Raw genomic sequence first — 14,076 nt, forward strand, 5'->3', positions numbered from 1 at the left:
TAACCCATGAACGCAACAGCTGCGCTTTCGTTTCTGCCGGTCCCCGGGCCGGTCGCTGGCGGGCGCGGCGGTATTGCGTTGGGGGATATCGCCGCTTCGCTGCGGGAGGTTTGCGCGGCGGCGGTCGACGACGCCGGGGTCCTGGGTTTCGCTGAGGCGGCGGCTTTCGCCGGGGATGTGGAGGAAATCGCCCGAGCCGTGGAGTTCCTGCAGGTGGTTGCTGCGGGCGCCGTCGACCGAACGCGCACCCAAGCGGCGATATCGGCAGCATCCAAGCGCGGCGGCGCGGGGCTGACCGCTGAGGACGAGGCCGGCGGACCAGGTGCCGCCCTGAAATCAACGGTCGCTGGGCCGGTGGGTGACGGGTATCGGCGGACCACGGACTTCCTGCGGGACCGCCTACGGATCAGCGCCGCCGAGGCGCACCGCCGCCTCTGCCTTGCCGGGGAACTTCTGCCCCGGGTTGGGCTGACCGGCCAGCCGATCCCGGCCGTTCACGAGGAACTGGCCGCAGCATTCGCGGACGGGGAGGTCCCGTCCCGGTCCGCGACCATCATCACCCAAGCCCTGGACCGGGTCCGGCTCCTGTCCGACCCTGCCACCGTGGCCCGGATGGAAGAAGCCCTGACCACGGTCGCGGCGGTTCACGACCCGGACTTCCTCACCCGGGTCGCCCGCCGCTGGATCGACGGCCTCGACCAGGACGGCACCGAACCCACCGAAGAACTCCTCCGCCAACTCCAGGGCGCGTTCATCCGCCGACCCCGGCACGGACTCCAGCACCTGGAAATCTTCGCCACCACCGACCAGTTCGAACACCTCCTCACCGTCATGAACACCGCCACCAACCCACGAACAGCCGCGACCGTTCCCGGCGCAGTGGATGCCAGCGGGACCACCCCGGCCGCTGCCGACAAAGCCCCTGCCCAAGGCTGCGCAGTTTCGGCGGAGAAGGCCTTCGCTGCGGAATCGGGAGTCTCCGAGGAACGGCTGGACCTCCGGACCCGTCCGCAACGGCTGCTCGACGGCCTGATCGGCGCCTGCAAGGCCGCCCTCGCCACCGGCGGGCTACCCGCCACGGGCGGACTCCGCCCGCAGGTCATGGTCACCATCGACTACCGCGACCTCCTCACCCGCCTCACCACCGACTCCGGCATCGGGGATCAAACAGCCGGTGAAGGGGTGACGGCTTCCGGGACCCTGGGTCTGGCCGCGACCGGGACGCTGGCCTTCACCGGACCCGTCACCGCCGCCACCATCCGCAAAATCGCCTGCGACGCGGACATCATCCCCGTCCTCCTCGGCACCGACGGCCGGATCCTGGACATCGGGAGGACCAGCAGAATCTTCCCGCCCCACATCCGCAAAGCCATCACCGCCCGCGACAAAGGCTGCACCTTCCCCGGCTGCACCATCCCCGCCCCTTGGTGCGAAGCCCACCACATCGACTACTGGTCCCGCGGCGGCCCAACCAGCACAGACAACGGTGTCCTGCTCTGCTCACACCACCACCACCTGATCCACAAAGAACAATGGACCATCCAAACCCGCAACGGCACCCCCTGGTACACCCCGCCACCCCACCTCGACCCCCACCAAAAACCCCGACAAAACCACTACTTCACATAGTGAAGGCAGAGCGGAAGGGCGCGGACGGTATGGAGCGTCACTCCGATCTACAAGGCTGACTCGAGAAGGGCGCGCCGCAGAAGCAACTGCCTGTGTGGGCAGAGGCTGCGGTAACGGCGACGGCCACTTGCGGCGCACGGACTCCGCTGGAGCCCGGCGGTCAGTCCGAGGGCAAGGAGCCACCAACTTGGATGTCCTCAGGCCGAGGCAGCCACGTCGGTCATCAGTTCCCGTCGGCTCCGGACGAACGCCGCCAGAGATACGGCGTCGTGGTCGACACCCGGACCAGTCCGGAGCGTTCCAGGATGGGACGCGAAAACTCGGTCGAGTCGCTGTGGATGAGCGTCTTGCCCAGGTCCAGCGCCGCACGCGCCCGGGCGGCCGTGACAGCGCGGTAGATGCCCCGGCCGCGCCATTCCGGCCGGGTTGCACCACCCCAGATGGCGGCGAAATCGGTTCCGGGGACGGGTTCCAGGCGCCCGGCGCTGATGATCATGCCGTCGTGTTCGGCCACCCAGAGCTGCATTCCGTCCTCGCTGGCCGCGCGGCGCAACACCGCCTCCGCGTTGCCGTCAGAGGCCGGACTGCCGAAGACCTCGTCCTGCATGGCGCACATCGCCCGGATGCCAGCCTCGTCGGACACCTGCCGGACGGTCACACCCGGCGGAAGGTCGACGCCGGCCGCCAATCCGCTGGCCCCGCCGATCATGATCGACTCGGTCTCGTCGGCCTCCAGGCCATTCTCCACAAGGGCGTCGTGCAGTCCGGGGGCGTGATCGTGGCCGCGGGTCTTCCACTCGAAGCGGTCGATCCCGGGTTGGGCGCGGTAATACTCGACGGTCTCCGCCACCCACCCGGCGATCGTCGGCGCATCTGCCCCGCCCAGATCCTGATAGGTGACGAACCCCCTGCCGCCGGAAAAGGTGACGAGACGCAGCGGACCCAACCGTTCGACGGCCACGGCACTTGGGGTTTCGGCGTCGGTGCGAAGCTGCTGGTCATAGGCCGCGAGGAGCTCAGTCGTCGTCATCGGGCCCACGATACAGCGGCATCGCCGGGCGGCACTGTCATGCCGCGGTAGGCTCGGGCCATGCCGGAGCCCGCCGATCACGCCGCCGTCCGGTCCGCATATGACACGGTGGCCGAAGCCTACGCCCGGGTCCTGCCGGATCTGAGCTTCGAATCCGCCGAAGATCTGGCCATGATCCAGCGCTTCGTAAAGGATGTCGGCGCCTCGCCGGAACGAAAAGTGATCGACGCCGGCTGCGGCACCGGCCGGCTCGCCGCCCACCTCGCGGGCGCCGGGCTGAACGTCACCGGCGTCGACCTCTCACCGACCATGGTCCGGGTGGCCGGGCGTCTGCACCCAGGAATCGAGTTCGCAGCGGGCGAGCTCACCGCACTGCCGGCCGACAATGGGTCCGTGGACGGCGTCGTGGCCTGGTATTCGATCATCCACCTCGAGCCCGGCGACATGCCGGCCGTCGCCCGCGAGTTCGCTCGGGTCCTCCGGCCGGGCGGCGCCGCGCTGCTCGCCTTCCAGGTCGGAAGCGGCTCCCGCACCGTGACGCGCGCGTACGGGCACGACGTCGTGCTCCGCGCCGAACTGCACGACCCTGGCGACGTCACGCGCTGCTTCGCCGCCCACGGCTTCGCGCCGCTGGAGCAACTGCTCCGGCCGCAGAGGGAGTCGGAGAAGCAGCCCCAGGCCGTGCTCCTGTTCCGCAAAGGCAATGGACCGCAGCCACGGACCGCCGCCCGCTGACGCCGTCGCGGTAAAGTGTCACCCGGAAGATTCCTTCCCAGCCCCGCGACACCTTTTGAAAGGCTCACTGCCATGAGCATGCTCGGAACCAACTGGAAGATCCACGGAAACGGCAAGTCCATCCGCCCCGGCGAGGTCGTCCGGCCGGACGAGCGCCTGGCGTGGCCGCTGACCATCGGCGTCGGCATGCAGCACGTCGTGGCCATGTTCGGCGCCACCTTCCTGGTTCCGATCATCACCGGCATGCCCCCGGCCACCACCCTGTTCTTCTCCGGCGTCGGCACCCTGCTGTTCCTGGTCATCACCAAGGGTCGCGTTCCCAGCTACCTCGGCTCTTCCTTCGCCTTCATCGCCCCGATCATGGCCTCGCAGCAGCAGTTCGGAATCCCCGGTGCGCTCGGCGGCGTGGTGATGGCCGGCATCGGCCTCGCCATCATCGGCGCGATCGTGCAGAAGTTCGGGGCGGGCTGGATCAACCGCCTCATGCCCCCGATCGTCACCGGTGCCATCGTCGGCCTGATCGGCCTGAACCTCGCCCCCGCGGCCAAGAACAACTTCGACGCCGCCCCCATCACCGCCCTGATCACGCTCGCCGTCATCATCGTGGTCAGCGTCTTCTTCCGCGGCATTCTCGGCCGGCTGAGCATCCTGGTGGGCGTCGTCGTCGGCTACCTCGTCGCGATCATCCGCGGCGAGGTCAACTTCGCCAAGGTCGACGCCGCCGCCTGGATCGGCCTGCCGCACTTCCAGACGCCCGAGTTCCACCTCGGCGTCGTCGGTCTCTTCGTCCCGGTGGTCCTGGTGCTGGTGGCCGAGAACATCGGCCACGTGAAGTCCGTCTCAGCCATGACGGGGCAGAACCTCGACGGCGTCTCCGGACGCGCGCTGATGGCCGACGGCGCCGCGACGGTCCTCGCCGGCCTCGGCGGCGGCTCCGGCACCACCACCTACGCCGAAAACATCGGCGTCATGGCCGCCACCAAGGTCTATTCGACGGCGGCGTACTGGGTTGCCGGCCTCTTCGCCGTGATCCTCAGCTTCTCGCCGAAGTTCGGCGAACTGATCGCCACCGTCCCGGCAGGTGTCCTGGGCGGCGCCGCCACCATGCTTTACGGCATGATCGGCGTCCTCGGCGTGAAGATCTGGGTGCAGAACAAGGTCAACTTCTCCAACCCGGTCAACCTCACCACGGCCGCCGTCGCCCTGATCGTCGGCATCGCGGACTACACCTGGACCATTGGCGACCTGAAGTTCACCGGCATCGCCCTCGGTTCGACCGCCGCGCTGGTGATCTACCACGGCATGAAGGCCATCGCGAAGGCCCGCGGTACGGTCGCCGAGCCGGAGACCGAGGACGGCGCCGTCGCGGCCGCTGCCCGGGGCGCCGTCAACGCCGCAGCCAAGCGCGCCCCCAAGAAGCGCCGCTAAGCGCGGACCCGCGGCCTGGAACACGGCAAGGGCGGCGCCTCTCCCGGGAAGGAGGGGCGCCGCCCTTGCTGTTTAATGCTGACGAAGCCGGCGGTTAGCCGGCGTTGAAGGAATCCTTGTCCTCGTCGTCGCGATCCTTCGGTGAGTGCTCCTCCGGCAGGTCCGTGCCGGAGCCGTCCGGAATGCCGGCGGCGTCCTGCCCGGACTCCGAGGAGAACGGGCGGCCCGGTTCGGCTTCCTCGGTGTTGGCGGAGTCCATGTCAGCTTCCGACGACGGCACGGCGCCGCCGTTCTCGGCTGCGGTCTCGTCGCCGGACTCGAAGCCCTGCTCGGTGCTCTCGTTTTCCGCGTTCATCTGCTCCTCCGTTCCTCCGAAGCGTCCCGCTCCGGGTTCTCCTGCACTGTCCTGGTCTTCCGCGCCGAACTGGCTCAGATCCGGGGCGCCGGACGGGAAGGTCTCACCGTCAGGGCTGTCCTGGTTCAGGCCCGCGGCGTCGAACGCTTCTTCGTCGCGCGGCTGGGCGAAGCTCTTGGTGTCGCCGCCGGGCATCTCCTGCTCGGCGGTGGGTGTGCCGTAGCCGCCTGCTTCTTCCTCGACGACGCGGTGCTGGTCTTCAGACATGTGCTTCCTCCTGGTTAGCGGCGGCCGGCGGTCAGCCTGGCAGAATTTCCCTGCTCTTCCACCGTACCCGAAAATCGTCAGTAAGCTTAGTACCAGAGCGAAATCTCAGGTGAGGAGCAGCGATGGCGCGCGCCGATGAGTCCCGGGAGGCCGGGCGGAGTGAGACCTTTGACGAGAAGATGGACCGCAACTGGGGCGAGCTGCTGCAGGAACTCCGGGTGCTGCAGACGGGCGTGCAGATCCTGGCCGGCTTCCTGCTGACGCTGCCGTTCCAGAGCCGCTTCGAGAAGCTGGACGGCTTCGAGATCGGGCTTTACCTCTGCAACGTGGTCCTCGCTGCGCTCACCACGGCCCTGATTCTCTTGCCGGTCAGCGCTCATCGCCGGCTGTTCCGGCAGGGCCTGAAGGAGGTTCTGGTCTCCAGCGCGGACCGGATCGCGAAGACCGCCCTGGCCGCCGTCGCCCTTCTCAGCGTAGGGACGTCGGCTTTGGTTTTCGACGTCACGATCGGGCGGACCGCCGGGATCGTGGCCGGCGCGGCGCTCCTGGCGGTCCTGCTGGTGCTGCTGGTCCTGGTGCCGGACCGGCTTCGGCGGAAGGCCCCGGGGCGCAGCACCGTGAATGGCCCTGACCACTAGCCGGCGGGGTGCTCCCTCCGCTCGGCGTCGCCCTCCCGGGCCGACGCGTCCGACGCGCGCTGGTCCGAGGCCGGCTGGTCCGACTCGGCCGGATGGTAGGTCTCGTCGAACGGCATCTCGTTGAGATCCAGCAGCTCGTTATCCTCCTGTCCCGCCACGAGTTCGTGGGCCTCTTCGACCGTGTCAACGCTCGGCATCGAGCCCATCAGCGGTCGGCCGGCCGTTTCCTTGATGAAGTAGACGGCGACCGCACCCACCGCCGACGTGGCCATGAGGTAGTAGGCGGGCATCATCTCGTTGTTCGTGCCGGCGATGAGGGAGGCGATGATGAACGGCGCTGTGCCGCCGAAGATGGCGACGGCGAAGTTGTACGCAATGCCCATGGCGCCGTAGCGGCTTTCCGTCGGGAAGAGCGCCGGGAGCGTGGAGGCGAGGTTGGCCACGTAGAAGGTCAGCGGGAAGGCGATCAACGCCAGCCCCAGCAGCGTGGACCAGATGGCGCCGATACCGATCAGCAGGAAGGCCGGAAGGGCCAGGACCACGGTGCCCAGCGAGCCGATCCACAGCACCGGACGGCGGCCGATCCGGTCCGAAAGCTTGCCCGTCAGCGGGATCGCGGCGGACATCAGGACCAGAATCGGGATGGTGAGCAGGGTGCCGTGGAGCTCGTCGTAGCCCTTGTTCGAGGTCAGGTACGTGGGCATGTAGGAGGTGAGCGCGTAACCCACGGTGTTGGCGGCGGCCACGAGGATCATCGCCAGCAGGATTCCGCGCCAGTGCGAGGCGAAGATGGCTACCGGGCCCTTGGCGTCCGCGGATTCGCCTTCCGCCCCGCCGGTCTGCGCGTCGAGGCTGGCTTGGAACGCCGGGGATTCCTCGATCTTCATCCGGAAGTAGATGGCGATCAGCCCCAGCGGGCCGGCGATCAGGAACGGGAGCCGCCAGCCCCAGGCCTGCATGGTGTCCTCGCCGAGGGTGACCTGCAGCAGCGTGACCAGTGCGGCGCCGATGGCGAAGCCCATGTAGCTGCCCAGGTCCAGGAAGCTGGCGAAGAAACCGCGCCGGGCGTCCGGGGCGTGCTCGCTGACGAACGTGGTGGCGCCGGCGTATTCGCCGCCGGTGGAGAAGCCCTGGATCAGCTTGGTGGCGACCAGCAGCACGGCAGCCCAGATTCCGAGGGTGGCGTACCCGGGTAGCAGGCCCACCACGAAGGTGGACGCGGCCATGATGATCAGTGTCATGGCCAGCACCCGCTGTCGGCCGATCTTGTCGCCGAGCCAGCCGAAGAACACTCCGCCGAGCGGCCGGGCCACGAAGGTGGCGCCGAACGTACCCAGCAGGAACAGATTTTGGACGGTCTTGTCCGCCTCGGGCAGGAAGACCGGGCCCATGGTGGTGATCAGGTAGCCGAACACGCCGACGTCGTACCATTCCATGGTGTTGCCGACGATGGTTCCGCCGAGGGCCTTGCGCATCACGCGCCGGTCCACGACATTGATGTGTTCGACCTCGAGCCGCCGTTCCCGGAGCTTGGGGCGGCGGGCGGTGCTGCGCTTCATGGACATGCGGATCTCCTGTCACGGCCACCGGTATGCGCGTGGCCCTGGCAGGGGGTCACGGCCCCCAATGAAGCAATCTTATTCAGCGGGGAGCCGCTAAACCAGAGTCTTCACCGCCACTTAGGCGCCCTCGAGCACCTGGCTGGTGGTCCAGGCGAGGTACTTGGCCGCCTTCGCCTGCGCCTCCTCGGGCGAAGGGGCCGTGTCCACAAGCTGCGCCGCCGCAACCACGCCGCGCCGTTCCAGGTCTTCCGGGGTGACCAGGATCCGGCCGGCGACCATGATCACCGGGATGCCGAGGGCGTGCGCGGCGTCGGCCAGCGCCACGGGGGCCTTGCCGGTCAGCGACTGCTCGTCGAGGGACCCCTCCCCCGTGATCACCAGGTCCGCGCCGCGCAGCTTGTCGGCGAGGCCGGTGAGGCCCGCCACGAGCTGGAAACCGCTTTCCAGCGCCGCGTTGCTGAAGGCCAGGAACGACGCCGGGAAGCCGCCGGCCGCGCCGGCGCCGGGGACGTTGACGTCCCGGCCGGTGGACTGCCGGAGCACGGAGGCCCAGTTCCGCAGGCCAGCGTCGAGCCGTTCGACGGCGTCCTCGTCAGCGCCCTTCTGCGGACCGAAGACGTGCGCGGCGCCGTCGGAGCCGTAGAGCGGGTTCTGCACGTCGACGGCGATGCGCAGCGTCACGGCCGACAGTCGGGGGTCCAGTCCGCGGACGTCGACGGCCACGACGTCAGCCAGCGAGCCGCCGCCGAGGGGCACCACGTTGCCGTTGGCATCCAGCGGCTTGAGGCCCAGGGCGCGCAGGGCGCCGCTCCCGGCGTCGGTCATCGCGGACCCGCCCACGCCGAGGATGATCTCGGTGGCGCCGGCGTCGAGGGCGGCGGCGATCAACTGCCCGGAGCCGTAGCTGTGGGCACGCAGGGCGTTTTCCGGCGCGGGTTCCATGCGGGCGAGCCCGGAGGCCTGGGCGGTCTCGATGACGGCGGTGGCCCCGCCAAAGGCGTCCATCCTGAGCGCCCAGGCCGCGCCGATCGGCGCCAGGATGGGCCCGACGACGGCGTTCAGCCGCTCCTCGTAGCCCGCGGCAACTGCGGCCTCCAGCGTCCCCTCGCCGCCGTCGGCGACGGGCAGCTGCAGCACGGAGGCCTCGGGGTAGACCCGGAGGGCCCCCTCGGCCATGGCGGCGGCGGCTTCGGCCGCGGTGAGGCTGCCTTTGAACTTGTCCGGGGCAATCAGGATGCGCATGGGTCCATCCTGCCAGCCGGGGCAGACAGCCAGGGACGTGCTGTCAGTCCCGCCACTGGCCGCGGTCTTGGAGCACAGCCTTGAGCAGGTCCGCCCTGTCCGTCACAATGCCGTCGACTCCGAGGTCCAGGAGCCGGTGCATCTCCGCCTCCTCATTGATGGTCCAGACGTGGACATGCAGGCCATGTAGGTGGGCGCGCCGGACGAAGCCCGCCGTCACCACGGGAACCGCCCCGAACCGGACCGGGACCTGCAGGGCGTGGACCCCGCGCAGTGCCCGCGCCGTCACGCGGCGCATCACCGGCGCCGGGAGCAGCGGACCCAGCAGCACGAAGAGGGCGTTGGAGGCCATGCCGGCGGAGCTGGCGGCGGGACGGCTCAGGCGGCGCAGCACCGCCCGGCGGCGGCGGTCGGAGAAACTGGCCACCAGCACCCGGTCGTGCAGCCCGTGCCGTTCGATCGCGGCGGCGAGGGTTTCAACCGAGTTCCAGTCCTTGACGTCCAGGTTGAGGCGGGCGTCGGGGAATTCGGTGACCAGTTCGGCGAGTTCCGGGATGGGTTCGGTGCCGGCGATCCGGGCCCGGGCCACCGTCTCGGCGGAGAGTTCGGACACCCGCCCGGCCCCGTCGGTGACCCGGTCCAGGGTCTCGTCGTGGAAGAGGAGCAGCACGCCGTCGGCGGTGGTGTGGACGTCGGTTTCCAGGTACCGGTAGCCGAGGCCGACGGCGGCGCGGAACGCGGCCATCGAGTTTTCCGCACCTTCCGGCGAGAACCCGCGGTGGGCGATGGCCACGGGAGTGGCTGGGCTGCCGCCGTGGGCGAGGAAGGGGTGCTCTGCGCTCATCCGGTCAGCGTACCGGAGCCGCGGTCCTAGCCGTGGGGCAGGATTTCGACGCCGTCGCTGCAGTGCAGCAGGGTGCGTCCGCCGCCGTCGAGGTCCACCCAGACGGTGGTGTGGTCCACGGTGAGCGCGTCCACGAATCCGGCCGCCTCGTAGCCCGGGGACAGCCGCACCCGGACCCGGTCGCCCTGGCGCAGGCTCTGCCAGTGGGCGTCCGGGGTGACGCGCCGCAGCGGCTGGTCGTCAATGTGTCGCTTCACGTTCCTGGCCATGATTGCCCGCCCTCAGTCATCCGATCCGTTCAGTGATTTGAGCGTAGGAGGCCAAGGTGAACGGCAGTTGGCCGCCAGCTGGGAATCACATGTCCGCGGCGCGGGCGGCGCGACGGCATACGGGCGGCGCGACGGCGGGGCGGGCGGCGCGACGGCGGGGCGGGCGGCGCGACGGCGGGTCAGCGCGGCGCGGCGGGTCAGCGCGGCGCAGCGGGTCAGGACAGAAGGCGGAGGGTCAGGGCTGGCGGACGCCGAGGTCGGCGAGCCGGGCCTCCAGGATCTGGGCCACGCCGTCGTCGTCGAAGTGCGGGGCCGTGTGCGCGGCGGCGCGGATGGCGTCGGGGTGGCCGCTGGCCATGGCGTAGCCGTGGCCGGCCCAGCGCAGCATCTCGATGTCGTTCGGCATGTCCCCGAAGGCCACCACGTCCTCGGCGCCGAGGCCCAGGGCGCGGGCATATTCGGCCAGGGTCACGGCCTTGTTGACGCCCGGGAGGGAGAGCTCCAGGAGGGCCATGTTGGGGGCGGAGTGGGTGGCGGCGGCCAGGTGGGCGACGGCGGGCGAGACGTCCGCGAGGAACTCGTCCGCGGTGCCTTCCCGGATGATCGCCATCAGCTTCACGACGGAATCGCCGGGGCGGAGCGTCTCGTGCAGCGGGGCCGGGGTGACCTCGTCGAGCAGGCCGGCCGAGTTGCCGCCCAGGAAGTGCGGTTCCAGGTGGAAGCCGTCGAGGGTTTCGGCGGCGAACAGCGCGTCCGGCCGGATGCCCTGGATGATCCGCCGGGCCTCGAAGACTGATTCGAGGGCCAAGGAGCGGGAGGAGATGACCCGGTCGGATTCCAGGTCCCAGACCACGGCCCCGTTGGAGCAGATCACGGTTCCGGTGTGGCCCAGCTGGTCCCGGAGGGGGTGCAGCCAGCGCGGCGGCCGGCCGGTGACGAACACCAGCTCAACGCCGGCGTCGCGGCAGGCGTGGAAGGCGCGGACGGTCCGTTCGCTGATCCTGCCGTCGTGTCCCAGGATCGTTCCGTCGATATCGCTCGCTACCAGCCGCATGCTGCCAGTCTACGTCGGCGCCCCGGGCGGTTGTCCGGGGCGCCGACGCTTCAGTGCTGTTCGGAAAGTCTCAGTGCTGTTCGTAGATGCCGGTCAGCCGGGCCCGTCCGATGCTGTGGCTGAAGAGGTTGAAGCCGAGGAAGGCGGGGCTGCCGTCCGCGTCGACGTCGAGGTGCTCGACGTCGACGGCGTGCACCACCACGAGATAGCGGTGGGGGCCGTGGCCCTTGGGCGGCGCTGCCCCCACGAAGCCAGCGAATCCGGCGTCGTTCTTCAGCTGCAGGGCACCCTCCGGCAGGTGCGCGCCGTCCTTTGAGCCCGCGCCGGCCGGCAGCGAGGTGACATCCGCGGGGATGTTCAGGACGGCCCAGTGCCAGAAGCCGCTGGCCGTCGGCGCGTCCGGGTCGTAAACGGTGACGGCGTAGCTCTTGGTGCCTTCCGGGGCGCCGCTCCAGCTCAACTGCGGGGATTCGTCCTCGCCGCCGGCGCCCATGAGCCCGCTGCGCTGCGGCGGCGGGAGGGTTTCCCCGTCGGCGAAGGAATCACTGCGGAGGTCGAAGGCGGGAACGTCCGGGAGCGGGGCGTACGGGTCGTGGGAGGTCATGGCTGCCTTTCAGGTCTAACGCGGAGGTCGGGAGCTTACGGGGCCGTGCTGGTGTTCACGCTACCAAGTTCCATTGCGGAGAGTTCCGCGCGGCCGGGCGGATTGGCGCCGGCCCGGGAGACGGTGACGGCGGCGGCCGCCGCGGCGTGCACCAGGAGCTCGCGCAGGCTGCCGGCGGAAAGGGAGCGCAGCTCGCCGCGGTTCTGCGCACCGTCCAAGCCGCGGTCCACGATGCCGGACAGCAGCGCCGCCATGAAGGAGTCCCCCGCCCCCACGGTGTCCGCCACCTTGACCCGCGGCGCCGGGGCCTGCGCTTCGCCGTCGGCGTTGACGCCCCAGGGGCCGTCCGCGCCGCGGGTGACCACCACCAGCGCGGGGCCCTCGGAGCCGCCCAGGGTGAGCCAGCGCCGGGCCGAATCCAGCGGATCCACGCCGGGGTAGAGCCATTCGAGGTCCTCGTCCGAGGCCTTGACGACGTCGGCGAGGGCGACGAACTTTTCGGCCTGGTGCCGGGCGTAGTCGGCGTCGGTGATGATGCTGGGTCGGCAGTTCGGGTCGAAACCGATCGTGGCGGAGGGATGGGCGCGTTCGACGGCGGCGAATACGGCGGCGGCGCCGGGCGCCAGCATGGTGGCGATGGAGCCGGTGTGCAGCAGGGTGGTGGCCTGCAGCATGCGCGGCAGCCGCTCGGTCAGGTCGGGCAGCTGCCAGGCGAGGTCGAAGGTGTAGCTGGCCGCCCCGGCGTCGTCGATCAGTGCCGTCGCCACCGAGGTGGGCAGGTCATCGGGGCCGAGGGGCAGCAGCACGGAGCCGGATTTCAGGTGCGCCGCCACCGCGTCGCCGTACTCGTCCCGGCCGTAGCGGCCGATGAACTGGACCGGGTGGTCCAGCCGGGCCAAACCGATGGCGACGTTCAAGGGGCTGCCGCCGACGTGGGCCTGGGTGCCGGAGGACCGCTGGACGACATCTACCAAGGCCTCGCCAATGACTGTGAGCATGGTCATACTCTGCCAGAGAATCCTGCACGGCGCCGCTCCCGGACCACTTTCTAGTGATACCCCCAGGGGTATATTATTGAGGCATGTCGACTCCCGCCCCCAGCCATGCCGCGCGCCGCGATGCCGTCGGTTCCGCCGTCATCCTTGGCCTGCGCAGCAACCTCCCGCAGTTCCTGCTGCTGGTGGCGGTCAACGCCCTGGTGGGAGGAACCCTGGGCCAGGAACGCACCGTGCTGCCGCTGCTGGCCGGCGACGTGTTCCACCTTGACTCCTACAGCTCCGCCCTGACGTACATTCTGGCCTTCGGGCTGGCCAAGGCGGCCACCAACTACGCCGCCGGAACACTGTCGGACCGGTTCGGGCGCAAGCCGGTGCTGGTGGCCGGCTGGCTGATCGCCCTCCCGGTGCCGCTGCTGCTGATCTTCGGGTCCAGCTGGGCCTGGATCGTTGCCGCCAACGTCGTGTTGGGCCTGAGCCAGGGCCTGACCTGGTCCACCACCGTGGTGATGAAAATGGATCTGGTGGGACCGCACCGCCGGGGCCTGGCCATGGGCTTCAACGAGGCGGCAGGCTACCTGGGTGTCGCCGGCACCGCACTCTTCACCGGCTATCTCGCGGCGACCTACGGCCTGCGGCCGGCCCCGTTCCTGCTGGGCGCCGCATTCATTGCCGTGGGTCTGGGCCTGTCCATCCTCACCGTCCGCGAAACGCACCACCACGCCAAGGCCGAGGCGGCATCACGCTCCGGTTCCGTGGCGGAGACCCAGCCGGGTGCGGCGGCGGGTCCGGCTGCGGGCGCTGCTTCGGGCGGACTCAGCAGCCGCGAGGTCTTCACGCTCACCAGCTTCCGGGACCGCTCCCTGTCCGCGGTGAGCCAGGCCGGGATGGTGAACAACCTCAACGATGGCCTCGCCTGGGGACTGTTTCCGGTGCTGTTCACCAGCGCAGGCCTGCCGCTGGAGCAGGTGGGGATCCTGGCCGCCGTGTACCCGGCGGTCTGGGGCGCGGTGCAGCTGGTCACCGGGGCGGCGTCCGACCGCTTCGGCCGGAAGTGGCTGATCGCCGGCGGGATGGGCGTGCAGGCGGCGGGCCTGGTGATGGTCGCGGCGGGCCACGGGTTCGGCGTCTGGCTGGCCGCCGCCGTGCTGATGGGCGTCGGGACGGCCATGGTCTACCCCACGCTGCTGGCAGCGATCGGCGACGTCGCCCATCCGGGCTGGCGGGCACGGTCCGTGGGCGTCTACCGGCTCTGGCGCGACGGCGGCTTCGCCGTGGGCGCACTGTTGTCCGGCATCCTGGCCGACGCCTACGGGATTCCGTCGACGATCATGGTGGTGGCCGCCCTCACCGCGGCGTCCGGCGTGGTGGTAGCCCTGCGGATGCGCGGCACGGACCACCGGCGCTAAACGACCGCAAGGCGG

14 protein-coding genes are annotated in these 14,076 nt (G+C 70.0%); 5 read left to right on the plus strand and 9 right to left on the minus strand.

Features of this window, described 5'->3' with window-relative positions; all coding sequences use genetic code 11:
* Positions 1-6 precede the first annotated feature (6 nt).
* The gene (locus QWJ39_RS07155; RefSeq protein WP_290257043.1) at positions 7-1,629 is read left to right on the plus strand and encodes an HNH endonuclease signature motif containing protein; all 1,623 of its coding nucleotides are present in this window, start codon (positions 7-9) and stop codon (positions 1,627-1,629) included.
* A 223-nt stretch (positions 1,630-1,852) separates the two neighbouring features.
* Here the strand turns inward: QWJ39_RS07155 and QWJ39_RS07160 are convergent, their stop codons facing one another.
* Complete coding sequence (locus QWJ39_RS07160; RefSeq protein ID WP_290257044.1) at positions 1,853-2,659, minus strand: GNAT family N-acetyltransferase; 807 nt, start codon at positions 2,657-2,659, stop codon at positions 1,853-1,855.
* A 60-nt stretch (positions 2,660-2,719) separates the two neighbouring features.
* On the opposite strand from QWJ39_RS07160, the gene QWJ39_RS07165 reads away from it, so the two are divergent.
* Positions 2,720-3,394 (plus strand): class I SAM-dependent methyltransferase, encoded by a 675-nt coding sequence (locus QWJ39_RS07165; RefSeq protein ID WP_290257045.1) that lies wholly within the window; start codon positions 2,720-2,722, stop codon positions 3,392-3,394.
* A gap of 72 nt (positions 3,395-3,466) precedes the next feature.
* A complete protein-coding gene (locus tag QWJ39_RS07170; protein ID WP_290257046.1) occupies positions 3,467-4,822 on the plus strand; it encodes a solute carrier family 23 protein in 1,356 nt (451 codons plus the stop codon).
* Positions 4,823-4,916: 94 nt separating this feature from the next.
* Here QWJ39_RS07170 and QWJ39_RS07175 read toward each other — a convergent pair whose 3' ends face one another.
* Positions 4,917-5,444 (minus strand): hypothetical protein, encoded by a 528-nt coding sequence (locus QWJ39_RS07175; protein WP_290257047.1) that lies wholly within the window; start codon positions 5,442-5,444, stop codon positions 4,917-4,919.
* Between the two features lie 122 nt (positions 5,445-5,566).
* Between QWJ39_RS07175 and QWJ39_RS07180 the strand changes: the two genes are divergently transcribed.
* Positions 5,567-6,082 carry a DUF6328 family protein gene (locus tag QWJ39_RS07180; protein WP_290257048.1) on the plus strand — a complete coding sequence of 172 codons (516 nt, stop codon included), beginning with the start codon at positions 5,567-5,569 and terminating at the stop codon, positions 6,080-6,082.
* On the opposite strand, the gene QWJ39_RS07185 is transcribed toward QWJ39_RS07180, so the two are convergent.
* The 7 genes from QWJ39_RS07185 to QWJ39_RS07215 form a co-directional block, all read right to left on the minus strand.
* Positions 6,079-7,641, minus strand: a complete 1,563-nt coding sequence (locus QWJ39_RS07185) for an MFS transporter (RefSeq protein WP_290257302.1) — start codon at positions 7,639-7,641, stop codon at positions 6,079-6,081. The two genes, QWJ39_RS07180 and QWJ39_RS07185, sit on opposite strands and share 4 nt — an antisense overlap.
* A gap of 120 nt (positions 7,642-7,761) precedes the next feature.
* Positions 7,762-8,886 (minus strand): glycerate kinase, encoded by a 1,125-nt coding sequence (locus QWJ39_RS07190; RefSeq protein ID WP_290257049.1) that lies wholly within the window; start codon positions 8,884-8,886, stop codon positions 7,762-7,764.
* 43 nt (positions 8,887-8,929) lie between these two features.
* Positions 8,930-9,730 (minus strand): glycerophosphodiester phosphodiesterase, encoded by an 801-nt coding sequence (locus QWJ39_RS07195; RefSeq protein WP_290257050.1) that lies wholly within the window; start codon positions 9,728-9,730, stop codon positions 8,930-8,932.
* 26 nt (positions 9,731-9,756) lie between these two features.
* On the minus strand, positions 9,757-9,999 hold the full coding sequence (locus tag QWJ39_RS07200) for a hypothetical protein (protein WP_290257051.1): 243 nt from the start codon (positions 9,997-9,999) through the stop codon (positions 9,757-9,759).
* A 235-nt stretch (positions 10,000-10,234) separates the two neighbouring features.
* Positions 10,235-11,053 (minus strand): HAD family hydrolase, encoded by an 819-nt coding sequence (locus QWJ39_RS07205; protein ID WP_290257052.1) that lies wholly within the window; start codon positions 11,051-11,053, stop codon positions 10,235-10,237.
* A 70-nt stretch (positions 11,054-11,123) separates the two neighbouring features.
* Positions 11,124-11,657 (minus strand): YbhB/YbcL family Raf kinase inhibitor-like protein, encoded by a 534-nt coding sequence (locus QWJ39_RS07210; RefSeq protein ID WP_290257053.1) that lies wholly within the window; start codon positions 11,655-11,657, stop codon positions 11,124-11,126.
* Between the two features lie 35 nt (positions 11,658-11,692).
* Positions 11,693-12,655, minus strand: a complete 963-nt coding sequence (locus QWJ39_RS07215; RefSeq protein ID WP_290257054.1) for a carbohydrate kinase — start codon at positions 12,653-12,655, stop codon at positions 11,693-11,695.
* Positions 12,656-12,738: 83 nt separating this feature from the next.
* On the opposite strand from QWJ39_RS07215, the gene QWJ39_RS07220 reads away from it, so the two are divergent.
* A complete protein-coding gene (locus QWJ39_RS07220; protein WP_290257055.1) occupies positions 12,739-14,061 on the plus strand; it encodes an MFS transporter in 1,323 nt (440 codons plus the stop codon).
* Positions 14,062-14,076: the final 15 nt, after the last annotated feature.

The sequence above is a fragment of the Arthrobacter sp. YD4 genome, assembly GCF_030410515.1.
In the GTDB taxonomy this organism is placed as follows: Bacteria; Actinomycetota; Actinomycetes; order Actinomycetales; family Micrococcaceae; genus Arthrobacter.

What these genes read in the sequence shown, in the direction of transcription:
- QWJ39_RS07155 (WP_290257043.1), top strand. Translation starts at nt 7, where the DNA reads ATGAACGCAACAGCTGCGCTTTCGTTTCTGCCGGTCCCCGGGCCGGTC.
- QWJ39_RS07160 (WP_290257044.1), bottom strand. Translation starts at nt 2,659, where the DNA reads ATGACGACGACTGAGCTCCTCGCGGCCTATGACCAGCAGCTTCGCACC.
- QWJ39_RS07165 (WP_290257045.1), top strand. Translation starts at nt 2,720, where the DNA reads ATGCCGGAGCCCGCCGATCACGCCGCCGTCCGGTCCGCATATGACACG.
- QWJ39_RS07170 (WP_290257046.1), top strand. Translation starts at nt 3,467, where the DNA reads ATGAGCATGCTCGGAACCAACTGGAAGATCCACGGAAACGGCAAGTCC.
- QWJ39_RS07175 (WP_290257047.1), bottom strand. Translation starts at nt 5,444, where the DNA reads ATGTCTGAAGACCAGCACCGCGTCGTCGAGGAAGAAGCAGGCGGCTAC.
- QWJ39_RS07180 (WP_290257048.1), top strand. Translation starts at nt 5,567, where the DNA reads ATGGCGCGCGCCGATGAGTCCCGGGAGGCCGGGCGGAGTGAGACCTTT.
- QWJ39_RS07185 (WP_290257302.1), bottom strand. Translation starts at nt 7,641, where the DNA reads ATGAAGCGCAGCACCGCCCGCCGCCCCAAGCTCCGGGAACGGCGGCTC.
- QWJ39_RS07190 (WP_290257049.1), bottom strand. Translation starts at nt 8,886, where the DNA reads ATGCGCATCCTGATTGCCCCGGACAAGTTCAAAGGCAGCCTCACCGCG.
- QWJ39_RS07195 (WP_290257050.1), bottom strand. Translation starts at nt 9,730, where the DNA reads ATGAGCGCAGAGCACCCCTTCCTCGCCCACGGCGGCAGCCCAGCCACT.
- QWJ39_RS07200 (WP_290257051.1), bottom strand. Translation starts at nt 9,999, where the DNA reads ATGGCCAGGAACGTGAAGCGACACATTGACGACCAGCCGCTGCGGCGC.
- QWJ39_RS07205 (WP_290257052.1), bottom strand. Translation starts at nt 11,053, where the DNA reads ATGCGGCTGGTAGCGAGCGATATCGACGGAACGATCCTGGGACACGAC.
- QWJ39_RS07210 (WP_290257053.1), bottom strand. Translation starts at nt 11,657, where the DNA reads ATGACCTCCCACGACCCGTACGCCCCGCTCCCGGACGTTCCCGCCTTC.
- QWJ39_RS07215 (WP_290257054.1), bottom strand. Translation starts at nt 12,655, where the DNA reads ATGCTCACAGTCATTGGCGAGGCCTTGGTAGATGTCGTCCAGCGGTCC.
- QWJ39_RS07220 (WP_290257055.1), top strand. Translation starts at nt 12,739, where the DNA reads ATGTCGACTCCCGCCCCCAGCCATGCCGCGCGCCGCGATGCCGTCGGT.